This window comes from Sphaerochaeta sp., assembly GCF_050178175.1.
GTDB lineage: Bacteria > Spirochaetota > Spirochaetia > Sphaerochaetales > Sphaerochaetaceae > Sphaerochaeta.
Map to the genome: position 1 here is coordinate 1 of NZ_JBFXGH010000045.1, position 16,475 is coordinate 16,475.

The 16,475-nt window shown below is 50.5% G+C and carries 16 protein-coding genes and 1 pseudogene; 8 read left to right on the plus strand and 9 right to left on the minus strand.

The genetic code is table 11. The annotated features are described in order from the left end of the window. A partial coding sequence (locus tag AB7S66_RS06700) for a CPBP family intramembrane glutamic endopeptidase (protein ID WP_428518679.1) occupies positions 1-702 on the plus strand: 702 nt, incomplete at its 5' end. 69 nt (positions 703-771) lie between these two features. On the opposite strand, the gene eno is transcribed toward AB7S66_RS06700, so the two are convergent. Next, the gene (eno, locus tag AB7S66_RS06705; RefSeq protein ID WP_428518680.1) at positions 772-2,067 is read right to left on the minus strand and encodes a phosphopyruvate hydratase; all 1,296 of its coding nucleotides are present in this window, start codon (positions 2,065-2,067) and stop codon (positions 772-774) included. A gap of 115 nt (positions 2,068-2,182) precedes the next feature. Between eno and AB7S66_RS06710 the strand changes: the two genes are divergently transcribed. The 6 genes from AB7S66_RS06710 (at position 2,183) to AB7S66_RS06735 (ending at position 8,397) form a co-directional block, all read left to right on the plus strand. Next, a complete protein-coding gene (locus AB7S66_RS06710; protein ID WP_428518681.1) occupies positions 2,183-3,148 on the plus strand; it encodes a UPF0158 family protein in 966 nt (321 codons plus the stop codon). Between the two features lie 58 nt (positions 3,149-3,206). Beyond that, on the plus strand, positions 3,207-3,953 hold the full coding sequence (locus AB7S66_RS06715) for a glucosamine-6-phosphate deaminase (RefSeq protein WP_428518682.1): 747 nt from the start codon (positions 3,207-3,209) through the stop codon (positions 3,951-3,953). Positions 3,954-4,052: 99 nt separating this feature from the next. Next, positions 4,053-5,126, plus strand: coding sequence for a mannonate dehydratase (gene uxuA / locus AB7S66_RS06720; RefSeq protein ID WP_428518694.1), 1,074 nt, complete (start codon positions 4,053-4,055; stop codon positions 5,124-5,126). A 1-nt stretch (position 5,127) separates the two neighbouring features. Beyond that, positions 5,128-5,853 (plus strand): GntR family transcriptional regulator, encoded by a 726-nt coding sequence (locus AB7S66_RS06725; RefSeq protein WP_428518683.1) that lies wholly within the window; start codon positions 5,128-5,130, stop codon positions 5,851-5,853. After that, complete coding sequence (locus AB7S66_RS06730; protein ID WP_428518684.1) at positions 5,850-7,454, plus strand: mannitol dehydrogenase family protein; 1,605 nt, start codon at positions 5,850-5,852, stop codon at positions 7,452-7,454. Before AB7S66_RS06725 ends, AB7S66_RS06730 begins: the two co-directional genes overlap by 4 nt. Before the next feature lie 13 nt (positions 7,455-7,467). Further along, positions 7,468-8,397 carry a YitT family protein gene (locus AB7S66_RS06735; protein ID WP_428518685.1) on the plus strand — a complete coding sequence of 310 codons (930 nt, stop codon included), beginning with the start codon at positions 7,468-7,470 and terminating at the stop codon, positions 8,395-8,397. Here the strand turns inward: AB7S66_RS06735 and AB7S66_RS06740 are convergent. The 3 genes from AB7S66_RS06740 to AB7S66_RS06750 form a co-directional block, all read right to left on the minus strand. After that, entirely contained in the window at positions 8,356-9,036 is a 681-nt protein-coding gene (locus tag AB7S66_RS06740; protein ID WP_428518686.1) for an LrgB family protein, read from the minus strand. The genes AB7S66_RS06735 and AB7S66_RS06740 overlap by 42 nt on opposite strands. After that, the gene (locus AB7S66_RS06745; RefSeq protein WP_428518687.1) at positions 9,029-9,400 is read right to left on the minus strand and encodes a CidA/LrgA family protein; all 372 of its coding nucleotides are present in this window, start codon (positions 9,398-9,400) and stop codon (positions 9,029-9,031) included. Before AB7S66_RS06745 ends, AB7S66_RS06740 begins: the two co-directional genes overlap by 8 nt. A gap of 62 nt (positions 9,401-9,462) precedes the next feature. Further along, positions 9,463-9,606: a hypothetical protein gene (locus tag AB7S66_RS06750; RefSeq protein WP_428518688.1), complete on the minus strand. Its 144-nt coding sequence runs from the start codon at positions 9,604-9,606 to the stop codon at positions 9,463-9,465. Between the two features lie 352 nt (positions 9,607-9,958). Here AB7S66_RS06750 and AB7S66_RS06755 point away from each other — a divergent pair, with 352 nt between their 5' ends. Further along, entirely contained in the window at positions 9,959-10,990 is a 1,032-nt protein-coding gene (locus AB7S66_RS06755) for a DNA/RNA non-specific endonuclease (protein WP_428518689.1), read from the plus strand. Here AB7S66_RS06755 and AB7S66_RS06760 read toward each other — a convergent pair. The 5 genes and pseudogenes from AB7S66_RS06760 to AB7S66_RS06780 all read right to left on the minus strand — a co-directional run. Further along, a complete protein-coding gene (locus tag AB7S66_RS06760) occupies positions 10,962-12,989 on the minus strand; it encodes an alpha-glucosidase (RefSeq protein ID WP_428518690.1) in 2,028 nt (675 codons plus the stop codon). The two genes, AB7S66_RS06755 and AB7S66_RS06760, sit on opposite strands and share 29 nt — an antisense overlap. Positions 12,990-12,991: 2 nt before the next feature. Beyond that, positions 12,992-13,828, minus strand: a complete 837-nt coding sequence (locus AB7S66_RS06765) for a carbohydrate ABC transporter permease (protein ID WP_428518691.1) — start codon at positions 13,826-13,828, stop codon at positions 12,992-12,994. A 12-nt stretch (positions 13,829-13,840) separates the two neighbouring features. Continuing rightward, positions 13,841-14,734 (minus strand): carbohydrate ABC transporter permease, encoded by an 894-nt coding sequence (locus tag AB7S66_RS06770; protein ID WP_428518692.1) that lies wholly within the window; start codon positions 14,732-14,734, stop codon positions 13,841-13,843. 68 nt (positions 14,735-14,802) lie between these two features. Beyond that, a complete protein-coding gene (locus tag AB7S66_RS06775; protein ID WP_428518693.1) occupies positions 14,803-16,068 on the minus strand; it encodes an ABC transporter substrate-binding protein in 1,266 nt (421 codons plus the stop codon). A 53-nt stretch (positions 16,069-16,121) separates the two neighbouring features. Then, positions 16,122-16,475 (minus strand): annotated as a pseudogene (locus tag AB7S66_RS06780) (fucose isomerase); the annotation flags it as partial.

Sequence of the window (16,475 nt, forward strand, 5' to 3'; positions counted from 1 at the left end):
TTCCTTGCCATGGCTTTGGGTATCGTGGTCTCAGGGAAGCTGTTGCTTACCTCGAGTCCACGATCACTGATCACCGACCACAGCACCTTCCGGTTTGCCCTCTTCTTCAAGAGCATGGGAGCTTATCTTCTGGCGGCAATGCTTTTTTTACTCCTTGGACTCATGGCTGAACCAGAGGCATACACTACCAGTGACGCATCCGCTCTGGAACATCTGATGTTGCTTCCCCTGGTCCTCGTCCTCACCCCCATCCAGACCAGCAGCGAGGAAGTGGTATTCAGGGTATTTCCCATTCGGGCTGTTCAAGGGGAAAAACTGAGAAGAGGGGCAATGAGAAATGTCCTTGCCTGTGTACTTTCTGCAATCCTGTTCACCTCTCCCCATCTCTCAAACAGGGAACTGGGAAGTGCAGAGAGCCCAACTCTCGTCTTGGTATTTTACGCACTCTTCGGTGGCTTGGTTACTGCGCTGAGCATTGCCACTGGAGGATTCGAACCGGCTCTGGCAATCCATGCAGCCAACAATCTCTTTGTTGCCCTTATCTGCAACTACCAGGGATCCTCCCTTCCCAGCCTTCCGCTCCTGACCACCACAAAGGCAATCGGCACTCCCATGGATCTCCTGCAACTCATCATTGGGCTGTTGATGGTATTCCTTGTGGTCAGGAAAGATAGTATGGCTCAACACCATATGCAAAAATGACAATGGATGTTTCTGCGTTAAACGGGCCACCGCATTGCGATGGCCCGAAATAGTAATAGTCTAGATGTCTTACCGTACGCGGAAAGCATCCCGTCCAGCATACTCAGCGGTATCACCAAGGTAGTCCTCGATGCGCAGAAGCTGGTTGTACTTGGCAAGACGGTCAGAGCGGCTCATGCTGCCGGTCTTGATCTGTCCAGTCTCAAGAGCAACTACGAGGTCGGCAATGAAGTTGTCCTCGGTCTCTCCGGAGCGGTGGGAAACGATTGAGGTATAGCCGTTGCGCTTTGCAAGGTCAATAGCCTCGAAGGTCTCTGTGAGGGTACCGATCTGGTTCACCTTGATCAGGATGGAGTTACCAACACCCTTCTCAAGACCCATCTTCAGTCTCTCAACATTGGTTACGAACAAGTCATCGCCAACAAGCTGGACACGGTCGCCGATACGATCAGTGAGCAACTTCCAACCTTCCCAGTCGTCCTCGGCCATGCCGTCTTCGATTGAGATGATCGGGTAGCGGTTTGCCCAGTCTTCCCAGAGGTCAACCATCTGTGCACTGGTAAGCTTGTCACCGGTGGACCATCTGAGGGTATAGGTCTTGGTCTTCTCGTCGTACAGCTCACTGCTGGCCGGGTCAAGAGCAATCATGAAGTCACCATCACGACCGGTGGTGTAACCAGCAGCCTTGATAGCTTCCATGATGACCTCAAGGGCCTCTTCATTGGACTGCAAGTCAGGAGCGAAACCACCCTCATCACCAACAGAGGTGTTGTACTGGCGTCCCTTCAGGACTGATTTCAGGTTATGGAAAACCTCTGAGGTCATGCGGAGTCCCTCGCGGAAGGAAGCAGCACCGATGGGCATTACCATGAACTCCTGGAAGTCAACCTTGTTATCGCTGTGTGCACCACCGTTGAGGATGTTGGCCATCGGAACGGGAAGAGTGCAAGCGTGGTATGCACCAAGATACTTGTACAGCGGCAGACCGAGGTAGTCAGCAGCGGCACGGGCGACAGCCATGGAAACACCAAGGATTGCATTGGCACCAAGCTTTGCCTTATTTGGAGTACCGTCAAGAGCAATCATAGCGCGGTCGATAGCAACCTGGTCAAGAGAATCCATACCTTCGAGTTCAGGTGCGATGATGTCGTTGACATTGTCTACAGCCTTCAATACGCCCTTGCCAAGATAGCGGCTCTTGTCCCCATCACGCAGCTCTACAGCTTCGTGGACTCCGGTGGAAGCACCAGAAGGAACTGCTGCACGACCCATGGAACCATCCTCAAGAATGACATCTACTTCAACGGTGGGGTTACCACGTGAGTCAAGGATTTCCCTGGCTTCGATAAATTCAATAATGCTCATGAATATTCTCCTAATTACTGTATTGGAATAACAGTACTAATATTCGTATCTTTTACCGCTAATGTCAAGGTGAACGCACTTGCCGCCCCCCTTCTTGACGGGTTATCATAGGCCTATGGATAATGAACATGTACCATATCGTTTGCCTGTTTTAAGTAGGGACCTTCTCGATTCCATCATCTTTGCGATGGAGGATCAAGCGAACTTTTACTTCCTTGACCTCAAGGATGAGTCCCTCGTGAGAGAGGATGAGATACAATATCTCGATGATATCGATGAGGAAGAGCGCGAGAAGCGGTTCATTCCCATACCTGACTGGGAACCATCGGATGGTTTCCATCTCATGGAAATGTTCGCAAACAGGGTAAGGAATCCCCTCTACCGGTCCCGTCTCCTTGCAGCCCTGCAGAGCGGGAGGGGGGTATTCAGAAAGTTCAAGGACACGCTCTCTGAGACACCGATATTGGAGCGGAAATGGTTCAGTTTCCGTGATGAACAACTCAAGCGCGTGGTTGTCTCCTGGTATCGGGAACAGGAGAGCCTCACCCAACTGCTTGAGTTAAGCGATGAAGAGACGGAACTCACCGAAGACATCCTGTTGGAGGACTTCACCTTCGAGACCCTTGAAGGACCGGTAACTGAAGAGATCATGGACATGGTCCAATCATTGGTGGATGAACTAGAGGCAGGCAGTGAAGAAGACCGTATAGCAAGTGTGGTCCTAATGCGTCACCTTGAACTCGACGAACTCGATCATTTCTACTTGGCCAAAGCACAGGATGGAAATCTGGCAGCCTTCCTCTCCTACACCATGCTTGCCGATTATCTCGTGGAAGTACCACTGTTTGGAGTCAAGACTGAATATCGAGGGCTTGGCCTTTTCCGTCTCCTTTTCGACTCATTCAGCCGTCAGATGGCCCGATTCCACTACCAGAAAGTTGTTGTCACCCTAGCATCTGGATTCCTGGGAATGGAGAAACTCTTTGCCCCCTATGGTGCGAAGGAAGTTACCAAACAGCTCATTATTGATGCAAACAGTTGGAACACAACCCATCCAAGCTCAGAAGAAGCCTTTCTCTAAGCCTCTGTACCCAGTACGACACTTTTGTTAGACTGCAAGGGAAGGAGAACAACAATAGATGCGTGTAACCATTTGCGAAGACAAACATGACATGGGCTACCAGGCAGCAAAGCTGGGCATTACCATTATCAAGGAAGCAATCGAGAAGAAAGGGCATGCTGTCATATCCGTCGCAACCGGTTTAAGTCAATTCTCCCTCTACGAACATCTTGCAAAAGCAGACATTGACTGGAGCAAGGTGGAGGCATTCGGATTGGCTGAATATGTAGACCTTCCAGACACCCACCCTTCCAGTTTCCGTTATTACCTGAACAATCGCTTTGTCGAGAAAGTAACCCACCTTGGTGCATTTCACCAGATCAACGGAGATGCGGAGGATCTGGAAGAAGAGGTCAAGAGATTGAACGCTCTCATCAAAAAGAAAAAAGTGGATGTCTCCTTTCTGGGCATTGGGGAAAACGGACATATCGGGTTCAACGACCCCCCCGCCAATTTTGAAACAGACGACCCATACATTGTGGTGGAGCTTGAGGACCGGTGCAGGAGGCAACAGGTAAGCGAAGGGTGGTTCCCTAAAATTGATGAGGTTCCTTCAAAAGCCATCACCATGTCTGTAAGACAGATCCTGAAAGCCAAACACCTTATCTGCTCCGTGCCCGACCAAAGGAAAGCCCGTGCGGTTGCCATGTGTCTTTATGACCAGATAGGGGTCTACTCCCCTTGTGCTGCACTCAGGACAAAGAAAGAGTGTACCCTGTTCCTGGACCGTACCGCTTCCATGTTGGTGATGGGCGACCGAAGATAGTTCTCACGGATTTATGGAGAGAACATATACCGGGGTATTGCCTCTAATATATTAGTATGTTAGACTATCAGTATAACATATATGGAGGCACCACTCATGATGCATATGTCACTTCGCTGGTTCGGCTCAAAGCACGATACCGTTACCCTGCAACAGATCCGCCAGATTCCAGGCGTTGAAGGGGTTATCACCACTCTCTACGATATTCCCGCTGGACAAGTATGGCCGATTGAAAGAATCCAGGAGCTCAAGAAAGAGGTTGAAGCTGCTGACTTGAAAGTACTCGGCATTGAGAGCGTCAACATCCATGACGCCATCAAGATCGGTGGAGAGGACCGCGACAAATACATCGCCAACTACATCCAGACCCTTGAGAACCTCGGCAAGGAAGGAATTACCACCGTTTGCTACAACTTCATGCCGGTCTTCGACTGGACCAGGACTGAACTTGCCAAGAGGAGAAGTGACGGAAGCACCGTATTGGCATATGACCAGAAAGTTGTTGATAGTATCGACCCACAAACTTTCCTCGACCAGACGAACAACAGCGCCCAGGGCTTTGAGATGCCGGGGTGGGAACCGGAACGCCTTGCCAAGATCAAGGAATTGATGGAAGCGTACAAGGACGTCTCTGATGAAAAACTCTTTGAGAACCTTGTGTATTTCCTCAAAGCAATCCAGCCGACCTGTGAGACATACGGGATCAAGATGGCAATCCACCCGGACGATCCAGCCTGGCCAGTGTTTGGGCTGCCACGGATCATTACCAGCAAGGAGAAAATCCAGAAGGTCATGAAGGCTGTTGATGCACCATTCAATGGACTCACCTTCTGTGCAGGATCTTTTGGAACCAATCCAAAGAACGACCTTCCCGGTATCATCCGCGCTCTACCGGGAAGAATCCATTTTGCCCATATCAGGAACCTGCATCACTTTGGAGAAGGAGTGTTTGAGGAAGCTGCCCACCTCTCCAGCGATGGCTCCTTTGATCTCTATGAGATCGTGAAGGCACTCTATGACATCGGTTTCGAAGGGCCAGCCCGACCAGACCATGGAAGAATGATCTGGGGAGAAGTGGCAATGCCCGGCTATGGATTGTATGACCGTGCACTCGGTGCATCCTACATTCTCGGGCTCTATGAAGCCATCCAGAAAAATGACCAGAGGAAATAGCATGGCACAGATAGTCCGCGTTACTGCATCTGAGGAAATCTATCAGACCCTTCGGGACGAAATTCTCTCCCTGCGCTTCAAGCCGGGAGAGGAGCTGAACCTGCAACAGCTCTCCGTGCAGTTGCAGGTGAGTCGTTCCCCTGTCAGGGATGCACTCATGAGGTTGAGCTCTGACAACCTGGTTGATATTTTCCCACAAAAAGGGACGCGAGTCTCGCTCATCAATCTGAAGCAGGTTGAGGAGGAACGCTTTTTGCGTAAGAGCCTTGAAGACCATGCAGTCAAGAAATTCATCTACGTGGCACGTGATGAGCATTTCAAGGCAATGGAAGTTGCCATTGAAGAACAGGCAGCGTATGCAATAGGGGATGATTTCATCAAATTCCTGGAAGCTGACAATACCTTTCACTCAATCATCTTCCAGGCAATTGGTATGCAACGCATCTGGAACATCATCCTCGCCCAAGGCGGAAACCATCACAGGATTCGTCTTCTCTCCTTTTATCAGAAAAATGTCCTGGCAGATATTATTGAGCAACACCGCCAGATGCTGAATGCACTCAAGCATAAACAACTTGATGCCATCCTCAGCCTTGAGGATAAACACCTTTCAAAACTATTGCAGGAAACTGAATTGATGGTTGGTCGATACCCTGAGTACTTCAAGCAGGAGAGGAATTACGCGCCACTTCAGTTCCAGCACCAACAAACCTGGAGGCCTTCATGAAACTAACCAATACCGGATTACAGAACAGAAGTGAATGGGAAGACAAGGGGTATATCCTGCCATCCTATGACCGCTCAGCAATGATACTGAAGACGGAAAAGCAACCTACCTGGGTGCATTTTGGGGCTGGGAACATCTTCCGCATTTTCCCAGCAGCGCTCCAACAGGAACTTCTCAGCAAGGGCCTTGCAGAGACAGGCATCATCGTAGGGGAAGGTTTTGACTACCAGATCATCGACGAGGTCTATGAGAAACACGACAATATGACCTTGATGGTAACCCTCAAGAGTGATGGATCCATCGCCAAGGAGGTCATTGCCTCTGTCGCAGCTGCCTACAAATGTGACCAGCAGTTCACCAAAGAGTGGGCATTTTTCCAGAAGACATTTCGCTCCCCTTCCCTTCAGATGGTAAGTTTCACCATCACGGAAAAGGGGTATGCTCTCAAGCGTGGGGATGGATCATTCCACCCTGCAATAGAGCAGGACCTTCTTTCAGGGCCAAAAAAGAATACCATGTTCCTCCCAAAGCTTGTTTCACTGATGTATGAACGCTATCTATCTGATGGGGGTAAGCTTGCCCTTGTAAGCATGGACAACTGTTCACACAACGGGGAAAAACTCCAGGACGCTGTCATGACCATTGCCCAGGCATGGGAAGAAAAAGCCCTGGTGAAAGGGGGCTTCCTCTCATACCTCCAGAGGGATGTCTCCTTTCCCTGGTCCATGATCGACAAGATCACCCCGCGTCCCGATGCAAAGGTTGAGGCAATGCTCAAGGCCGATGGGTTTGAGGATACCTCACTGGTTATCACCGACAAGAACACCTATACAGCGGCATTCGTAAATGCAGAGGAACCACAGTACCTGGTCATCGAGGATGATTTCCCTGCCGGCAGGCCCCAACTTGAGGAAGTCGGTGTTTACTTCACTGACAGGGATACGGTAAACAAGGTTGAGCGGATGAAGGTGACAACCTGCTTGAATCCTCTCCATACAACCCTCGCCATCTATGGCTGTCTGCTCTCGTACTCCCTCATCAGCGAGGAGATGAGGGATCCCCAGTTGAAGCGGATGGTGGAGATCATCGGGTATGAGGAAGGGATGCCGGTGGTAACCGACCCCAAGATTCTTGACCCCAAGGCTTTCATTGATGAAGTGCTCACCGTCAGGTTTCCAAACCCCTTCATGCCGGATACCCCCCAGCGAATTGCAACTGATACCAGCCAGAAACTCGCGATCAGGTTCGGCGAGACCATCAAGTCATACCTTGCCAGTGATCAACTGGACGTTAAAGACTTGAAGCTCATTCCCTTGGTATTCGCTGGATGGCTGCGTTATCTCATGGGACTGGATGATGAACTCAATCCGTTCACCCCAAGCCCCGACCCACGTCTTGAAGAGGTACAGGCTTATCTCAAGGATATCAAGATTGGGATGAGTGGTCCTTTCCCTGCATTGGAAGCGTTGCTCAAGGATGAATCCATCTGGGGTGTCAACCTTCCAGAGATTGGCATGGCAGACTTGGTGCTCTCCTACTTTACTGAGTTGATAGCAGGAAAGGGAGCAATTCGAGCGACATTGATCAAGTATGTACAATAGGATGTATGCTGATATGCAACAATCACACACCGGGCGCCTCATTTTAGAGGCGCTCTATCTTGTCCTGGGCACAGCAGTGGCAGGCGCCGCAATTGCCCTGTTCATCACTCCTGCAAGGATTGCCAGTGGAGGGGTAAACGGCGTTGCCACCATTCTCTACCATGTAACAGGCTTCGATACAGGATTGGTCATGCTCCTGATCAGTCTTCCGCTCTTTTTCATAGGACTGAGAATCTTTGGTCGTCTCTATGGAGCAAAGAGCCTTGCAGGAACGATACTGCTCAGTCTTTGGGTCAGCCTTATGGGCCAACTTACCAACTATGACGGGGTATTACCCTACGTGGATAGGATGGATACACTTCTCTCAGCTATCTTTGGAGGAGTCCTACTTGGGGGTGGCATTGGTATTGTAATGCGCTCAGGGGCAAATACCGGAGGTACAGACATCCTTGCCCAGATCATCAGTCGCTATACACCGCTTGCCATGGGAACAGCTCTCTTCCTCTGCGATGGGCTTATCATTATCGCAGGTGCGCTTGTCTTTGGACTGGAGCGTGCTCTCTTTGCGATCATCACGCTCTACATCTCAGGACAGATGGTGAATTTCATGGTAATGAACCTTGGGACCAAATACGCAAAAACAGCCTATATCGTCAGTGAAAGGCATGAGGCAATTGGAAAGCGTATCATCACGGAGCTGAGACATGGAGGAACCCTGATAAACGGTGTTGGTGTCTTTACCCAGAAGGAGAGGAAACTCCTCCTGGCTGTGGTTCACAACCAACAGATCAACCACCTGATACAGATTGTGCACGAAGAGGACCCCAAGGCATTCATGTTTGTACATGAGACCTATCAGGCGCTTGGAGAGGGCTTTGTCCCCATGGGGCGCATCATCAAATCAGAAAAACAGCGGAGCAAGCAGAACCGTCCAAAGGGCTGAGAAGGAGAGAGAGAGGCTGCTCATGGCACCCTGTACATCACCTATTTCCAAGGCCTTGCTGGTACCAAGCGCGTGGGAACAGGCCCCAATGCCAACCCCGTGTGCGACAGGGTCCTTTATTCCAAAGAGCTTTGCAAGCACCGGGGCAAGCAAATTCCCGGCAACCCCGCTGATAAGGGTGGAAGCGATGGTTAGGGCAGGAAGCCCTCCGAACTGCTCAGTCAAGGCGATGGCGATGGGAGTTGTAACCGATTTAGAGAGCAGGCTTGCCAGAATTGTCCTATCCAAACCAAGCAGGTTGCATGTCACCACCACAGAGGAAAGGGCGGCCAAAGCCCCGGCAAAGGTCCCCAGTACCACAGGGAAAAAAGCCCGTCTCAGCACATCCCTCTGTCGGTGGATTGAAAGAGCAAGCACTGCCGTGACCGGGGTAAGGAACATATAGATGACTGAGGACCCTTCTTCATAGGCATCCAGGGGAATATCAAAAAGGAGCAGGACAGCAATGATGACCAGCATGGCAATCACCAAGGGGTTTGCCAAAGGGTTTTTCAGTTTCTTATTGATGAACAGTCCAGCTTGGAATGCAAAGACCGAGAGGGAGATCCCAAACAATGGAGAGCTAAGAATCTCAAGCATGTTTTCTCTCCCTTATGCTCTTCTGCACGAACTGCACCAGGACCACTGTCCAGCTACTCGCTGCAAAACAAGCAAACAACGAGACCAGGTTCACGACCAGCAACTGCCACCAGATACTCTGGACCAATGAGGAGTACCTCATGATCCCTACTACAGGAGGGATGAAAAAGAACGTCATGTTCTTGAGCATGAAGTCAGCACTCTCTTGTATCTGGTACTCCTTGAGCAACCCACTGGAGAGCAGTACAAGAATCAGCAACATGCTGATCACACTGGAAGGAAGCGTAAACGGAAGCACCGAGGAAATGACATCCCCCACCAGGCAGAGACCAAAAATAAGTGCAAGCTGTATCAAGTATTTCATGGATGCCATACCATACCCTATTGGAAGGTATTTTGGGAAGAGGTGCCTAGCCGGAATGAGGATTACCATGGACAGTCATCAACCATATTCTCACAACGCAGGAGTGTGCGAAGTTTTCCATCGAACAGATAGGAGATGAGGACCACAATCTCAGCCTCAAAGCAACCACACTTGCCCCCAGTGGCATGAATCAGGAACCTTGACACTTCATTGCAATCCAGCCCCAGAGACCTTGCGGAAATTCGATGAAAAGGCGGCAACTCCAGATGGATCATTTTCCTACCCTGCACCAACCCTGATCCTTGTCTCCATTGCGATCGGATCAACCACAATCCTAAGCTTGGTGTACAACCCACTTCCTACGGTGTACCCGAGGGGTACAAGGCAACCTGACCACTTGCTGAGGGGTGACTATCCTTCACCAAGAGTGCCGAAACAGGGTATCATCATCTACATTCGCTCGTAACCTACAAGCAATTGCGTAGTTACCACTCTAGAGGCAGGGTGAAGGCAGGTAACCTTCTCCTTGTTGCAGTAGGTAAATTTGGGGAGGAAATCATGGGAAGGCGTACAAACAAGGCAAAAAAACGGGGGAAGAGAATCCTGATTCTCCTCGTGATACTGGTAGTTACCTGGGTGCTGACCCTTATTTTGGCACCGAACGAACAAGAATATATACAGACCTCGACTCCGGGGATTCCTGATTTGGAACTACCAGCTTACTCCCCAACCGATATAGTGGTCACCCACCCGGGATACACCCTCCTCTACGATGAAGAGCATGAACAAGCGCGTTGGGTAGCCTATGAGCTTACCCGGAGCGAACTGTACGGGATATATGAGCGTGGAGATGATTTCAGGAGCGATCCTTCGGTTCCCAGCGAATCTGCATCATTGGACGACTACCGGGGAAGCGGATATGACCGAGGACACCTGATTCCTGCAGCGGACCTCTCATGGTCAGAAGAGGCTATGAGTGGTTCTTTCTACCTCAGCAACATGAGCCCACAGGAAGGACAGTTCAACCGGGGCATATGGAGCAAGCTGGAGGCAACAGTACGGAATTTTGCCGATACAGAAGGAAGTATTTACGTTGTCACCGGTCCTGTCCTGACTGATGGCCCATATGACACCATTGGAGACAATGAAGTCTCCATACCAAACCAGTACTACAAGGTAATCCTGGATTACCGGGAGCCAGAGCTCAAGTCCATTGCATTTCTGCTCCCCAATGAGGGGTCGAAAAAGGATCTTGAGGATTTCGCCACCAGTGTAGATGAAATTGAAACCATTACCGGCATAGATTTCTTCCACCGTTTACCTGATCCTCAGGAGGCAGGACTTGAGGCGGAATATGATGTGGGAGCTTGGGATTTCAATACATTCCAGGTGAGTAGAGCTGACCGCGAGGCCTTCAATGCAGATCCTACCAACGAGGTCACGCAACCCGAGAAAGCCACTGGCTGGTACGCAGTTGCCAAGAGTACCCTGAACACCATCCTGTATATGGTTAAGAGCCAGAGCCTGAACCTGATTGAGATTTTCATTCCAAAATCCACGCTCAAGGCTGCTGTTCCATTCCTGTACTGATCGAGTGGAAGAGTGAAGCAAAAGCACTCTCCTCGCGGAAGAAGACTGGAGGCATACCAAGGGGTGCATCCACGATGCAATGTCCTCCTTGGAAGGTTTCTTTGGTGAAGAAGTGGATCCACCTCCCACTGGGCAGTACCAGTTCTCTGCTTTCCACGCCCTCCTTCAACACAGGGGCAACCAACAGATCCCTTCCCAGAAGATAAGAATCCTTGTTGCTGAAGAAGGCTTCCTCTGGATAGTGCAGGAAGAGAGGCCGCATGACAGGAATACCCTGTTCAGCATTCTCCCGCACTACATCCTGGAGGTAAGGTTTCAACGCTGCATGAAGCCTGGTCATCCGCGCAAAGAACTGGATGGTTTCCTCGTCTGAGTCGAACTGCCAGTTTTCCGCTGGGCGATTACCTTCATGGGTTCTCATCAGTGGGGTGAAGGCAGCAAACTCACACCACCTGAGCAGCAGCTCCTTGCTCCGTTTCATCCCATAGAGTGTGGTATACCCACCAATATCACTATGATGCAATCCCATCCCACTCATGGACAGGGATAGCGCTGCACATAAAGCTGAGGGAAGGCCATCATCCTCACTCCAGTCAACATTCTGGTCACCTGCCCACATCATGGGACAGGATGACAGGCTCAGGGCAGAACCAGAGCGCATGAAATAGAGAATCTCATTGCTTTTCCCTGCCTTGGCAATTGCTTGCTTATTCACCTGTGCCCAATACCCTGGCCAAGGGTTATGCTCCAGGAGTGCCGATCTTCCATTGTGAAGCATGATATCATGGGGGAGATATTCTCCAAAGTCCGCCATCCAACCACGCAAGCCCAGACTGATCATCTCGTCTTGTATGACCTTCTCATACCACCGGACTGCTTCAGGGTTGGTGAAGTCCACCACCCCGGCATCGAACTCACCAAAATCCACCAGGTAGGGTTCCTCTTGGCTGTTCCTGCCAAGATACCCTTTCCCTGCTGCTTCAGTAAACAACGGGTAGTCCTTGAGTACATAGGGGTTGATGTAGCCGAGCACACCTATCCCACGTTGTTTCAATGCATCGATCACACCATCCAAACCAGGGTAGAGTTCCTTGTCCCACTGCCAGTTCCAGCAAAGTCGCTTTCCAAAACTTGTGTATTTTTCCCCTTGCCAATCCTGGATCCAGATACCATTTACCGGTGTGGAGAAAGCCTCCATCGATGCCAGCTTATCCAGGAGTACCCTCGTTCCTCCCTGGATTCCCAGTATGATGCCATCATAGACCCAGTCAGGGAGCAATGGCTGGCGACCCAACAAGGCGGAGATATCCTTGACAACTTCCAAGAGCGATGGTTTTACCGAGATCACCAGGGAAGAGGGAACCTCCCAGAACAACAACCGATGAACATGATCTTGGGAGAAATCGAAGTCAGCATAGCCGTCGGTGTTTGCGTGGAGGAAATACCCCCTGCTTGAAACAAAGGTGGTCTGTGGATAGAACGTGGTGTGGTAATCACCCCCTGCCCTGTCCCTCTCATCAGCAATCTGGGTGATGGGAGTATGCTTGTTTCTTCCAACTCCCTGTTCTTGGGTCCATAGCGGGTAGTTTCGTCCACGGAGATCAAAATAAGAGAACTGTTCACCACATCCCCAGATGTGCTCCCTCTCTTCGGCAAAGATGTGCAGGACCAGGCGGTTATAGGGCTGTGGAAGCGGGGAGAAGCGCATGATCAGTCGACCATCCTGTTCACTGAGTTCACATGTCAGGTGATACATGCCCCCGGAAAAATGCAGGATACACACACCCCTGCCCTCTACATAGGCTTCGCTGATGGTACAGGTATCCAAAGCCAGTGTTTCCTCAACACTCTCCTCGATGAAGTAGTTGCCTCGGTACATGTCAATCGTTGCATTGTTTCTTTGGAGCATCAAGACAGGATGCTCTTGCGTATGTTCAAGGATTTTCACCTGGTTGAAGAAAACCGAGAGAATCCCATCCTGATTTGTATGACTGAACATGCCTACCCCTTCACTCCACCTGTAGTCAATCCACCAATGATCTTGTCATGCAGGAACACATAGGCAATGATGCTGGGAATGATCGTGATAATGACCGCTGCATACATGCTGCTGTAATCGGTAATGAACTGGCTGGAGAAAAACTTGATCCCGAGCTGTATGGTCCTGGACTCTATGGAACTGGTCAGCAACATCGCCATGACGAATTCATTCCATGAGTAGATGAAACAGAATGTTGCTGCCGTTACGATTCCAGAGCGGGAGAGCGGAAGGATGATCATGGAGAAACGTTTGAAAAAGCCGCACCCATCCATGATGGCAGCCTCCTCCAACTCCTTGGGGATGGATTTCATGAATGCCGTCACCAGGAATATGGAAACAGGAATATTCACTGCAGTATAGACAAGTATCAAGGCAAGCAAGGTGTTGTAGAGACCACTGCGGGTGATCATGGAGAAATAGGGAACCATGAAGGAGATCACCGGTACCAGGACTCCGGCGGTGAGGATGGTATAAATGATGTCCCTTCCCTTGAAATGTTCCCTGGAAAGTATGAATGCTCCCATGGAGGTTACCAGGCTGTTCAGCACCACGGTCACGACTGCTACAACCACTGAGTTAATCAGTAATCGAGGAAGACTTGCCATGGATAATGCATTGGCGTAGTTGACCCATTGGAACTTCTGTGGCCATCCAAACGGATTGGTCTGCAGTTCAAGATTGGTTCTCAGTGAGCTGATCAGCAGCCAGAGCAAGGGAAGCAATGCAAAAGCGAGCAAGCTGACCAAGAGAATCCATTTGAGCGTGTTGCCGATGATTGATGCTGGGGTATGTTTCATCTGGATGTGCTCCTATTGTGCCATTTCACTCATGGGGTCCGAGGAACCAAAGAGTTTCCGTAGCAAGGTAATGACCAATGTCCCCATGATGATGAGGAACACCCCGCTGGTCGAGGCCTCACTATAGCGCAAGGCATCCATTTTCAGATACAGGTCGATTCCCATGGTGGTGGTTGCATACGCCGGCCCGCCACCGGTCATCAGGAACGTCGCCTCAAAGTGGCGCATCCCGTACGCCATGGCGAGTGTCATGGTGGTGATCAAGGTACCACGGAGCATGGGCAGGGTGATATTGATTTCCTGGGCCAAGGTGCTGGCCCCATCGATCTCGGCTGCTTCATAGAGTGACCGGGGAATATTCATCGCTGATGCCAACAGGACAATCATGAAGTAACCGATATAGATGACTGTCTGGAAGATCACGGAGAACAAGGCGGTATCAGGATTTCCCAGCCAGTTATGCTTTTCCATCCCAAAAAGGCTGGCAAGGATTGCATTCAAGGGTCCATCGACGTTGTAAATGGCAACCCAGACCATTGCAAGGGCAACTGTAGAGATGACATTGGGAAGGTAGTAGATGGTTCTCAGCCCTCTCCAGCCAAATGGCTTACGCACCAGAATCATGGCAACCAAACAGGCCAGAGGAACCTGGATCAAGCCTTGTGAGAGAGCCCAGATGATATTGTTTCCCAAGGCTTTCTGAAAGGTGGGGTCCGTTATCAACTTTACATAGTTCTTCACTCCATTGAATTCCATCGACCCGATACCCCGCCAACTGGTGAAGCTGGTAAAGACAGTGAAGAAGAAGGGATAAATGAAGAAGAAAAAGAAAAGTAGCGAAACGGGAAGCAAGAAGAGTATTCTTGCACTCCATATCCATCGATTTCGTGTACCAACTGCTTGCATCGTGGACTCCTAGAGAGAAAGATAGCATACTGCCGCCCGAAGGCGACAGCATGATGTACATTCATCTATCAGCGTTCGATCTTGCGGTCGACCAGTGCACAGAACTCCTCTGCGCTGATCCTATCGAGGGCAAGTGCTCCAAGTTGCTGGGCGAACTCGAGGGTAACCTCAGCTCCGAGAGCAGCTTCCAGGTCAAAAGCTGTGGTTGATGCAGCTGCATTCACATCGTAGAACTGCTTCTGTAGGTTGTTTACCGGTCGATAGTCAGTCTTGATTGCGAACATGGCTCCACTGGTCTCAGCAATCTTTGCAATGGATGAGGGATCGGTCAAGAACTTCAGGAAGTCCACGATGGCCTGTTCCTTGGCTGCGTCCTTGCTGGATGCTGCACAGATATTTGCCTGTAGACGGCTGATCATGATATCCTCATACTCACCAACCGCTGGCAATCCACCGATCTTGATCGAATCAAAGAAAGGAGTGGCGGCGAGGTCTGCTCTTCCTGCATACCATGGACCATTGGAAAAGACGGCGGTTCGACCAGCGAGGAAATGACCACCACTTCCACCAGCGCCAAGACCAACAGCGTCAGCGGTGGAATACTCCTGGATCATCCTCTTGATCAACTTGGCCGCTTCTACAAACGCTGGATCGGTAAAGGGCTTGTCCCAAACATTCGGTCCCCCGAGGGAGACTGCAAAATGGCTGAACCAAATCATACTGGTCCAGGCATTGGTGTCGCCCGTCATCTGGCTGGTAGGGGCAATACCTGCAGCCTTAAGCTTGTCAAATGCTGCAAACATCTCTTGTTCTGTGGCTGGCACTTCATAGACACCTACACTGTTCAATGCATCCATGTTGTACCAAATCGGGAGTATGGCTGTCTCCATCGGCAAGCTCTTGAGCATCCCGTCAACAGTGGACTGTTCCAAGGAACCACCATCAAAGTTAGCCTTCCATGCATCATCAAGCTTTCCCTGGAAGTCCATCAGAAGGTTTGACTGATAGAAGGTTGCCGTTGTCGGATTGAACTTGATCGTGAAGATGTCAGCCGGGGCCTGGCCTGCTGCCAAACTGGTACGAACTTTCTGCTCGTAGGCATTGTAATCAGGCTGTGGTTCGATAACCACCTTGATCTTACCGGCATTCTTGGTGTTGAACTCTTCCACCAAGGCTTCCACGGCAGGGGCCTTGCTGTCATTTCCCACCCAGATGCTTGCCCATCTCAGTTCGATTTCCTTTTGCTGCCCACTTTCCGCTTGCCCTTGTGCTGTCAACGGTGACAGTAAACAGAGTAGAAGCAACACTGCAATGAGTCGTGATTTTTTCATCATAACAATCTCCTTTTGTATCGTAGGTTTGCACGAAATGCAAACTTATTTACCCCTTATTGGATGACGTTCCACCCTTTCAGCTTTGCCACCAGCTCCAATGGCCTGATATAGGCCCCATAGACCACCGATGAGTGATGGGCAAGGCCATTGTCCAGCACCAGATCAAGCACCTCTTTGACCGGTCGATCAAAGATCGCCTTCATGTACGTCCCCTTCAGCAACTTTTCCATGGGAACTGCTGTAGCCTTTTGGAGGAATATTCGATAGCCACCCCTTGCTGAATCGATGCGGAGAACCGAGACAGCGCCACTTTTAAGCACAAAGTCTGCAGTGACTCCCTTGCCTCCCGCAAAGTAGGTATCAAGGCTTCTGTTGCAAGTGCCATCCCATAGATTGCAGGGGGCCAC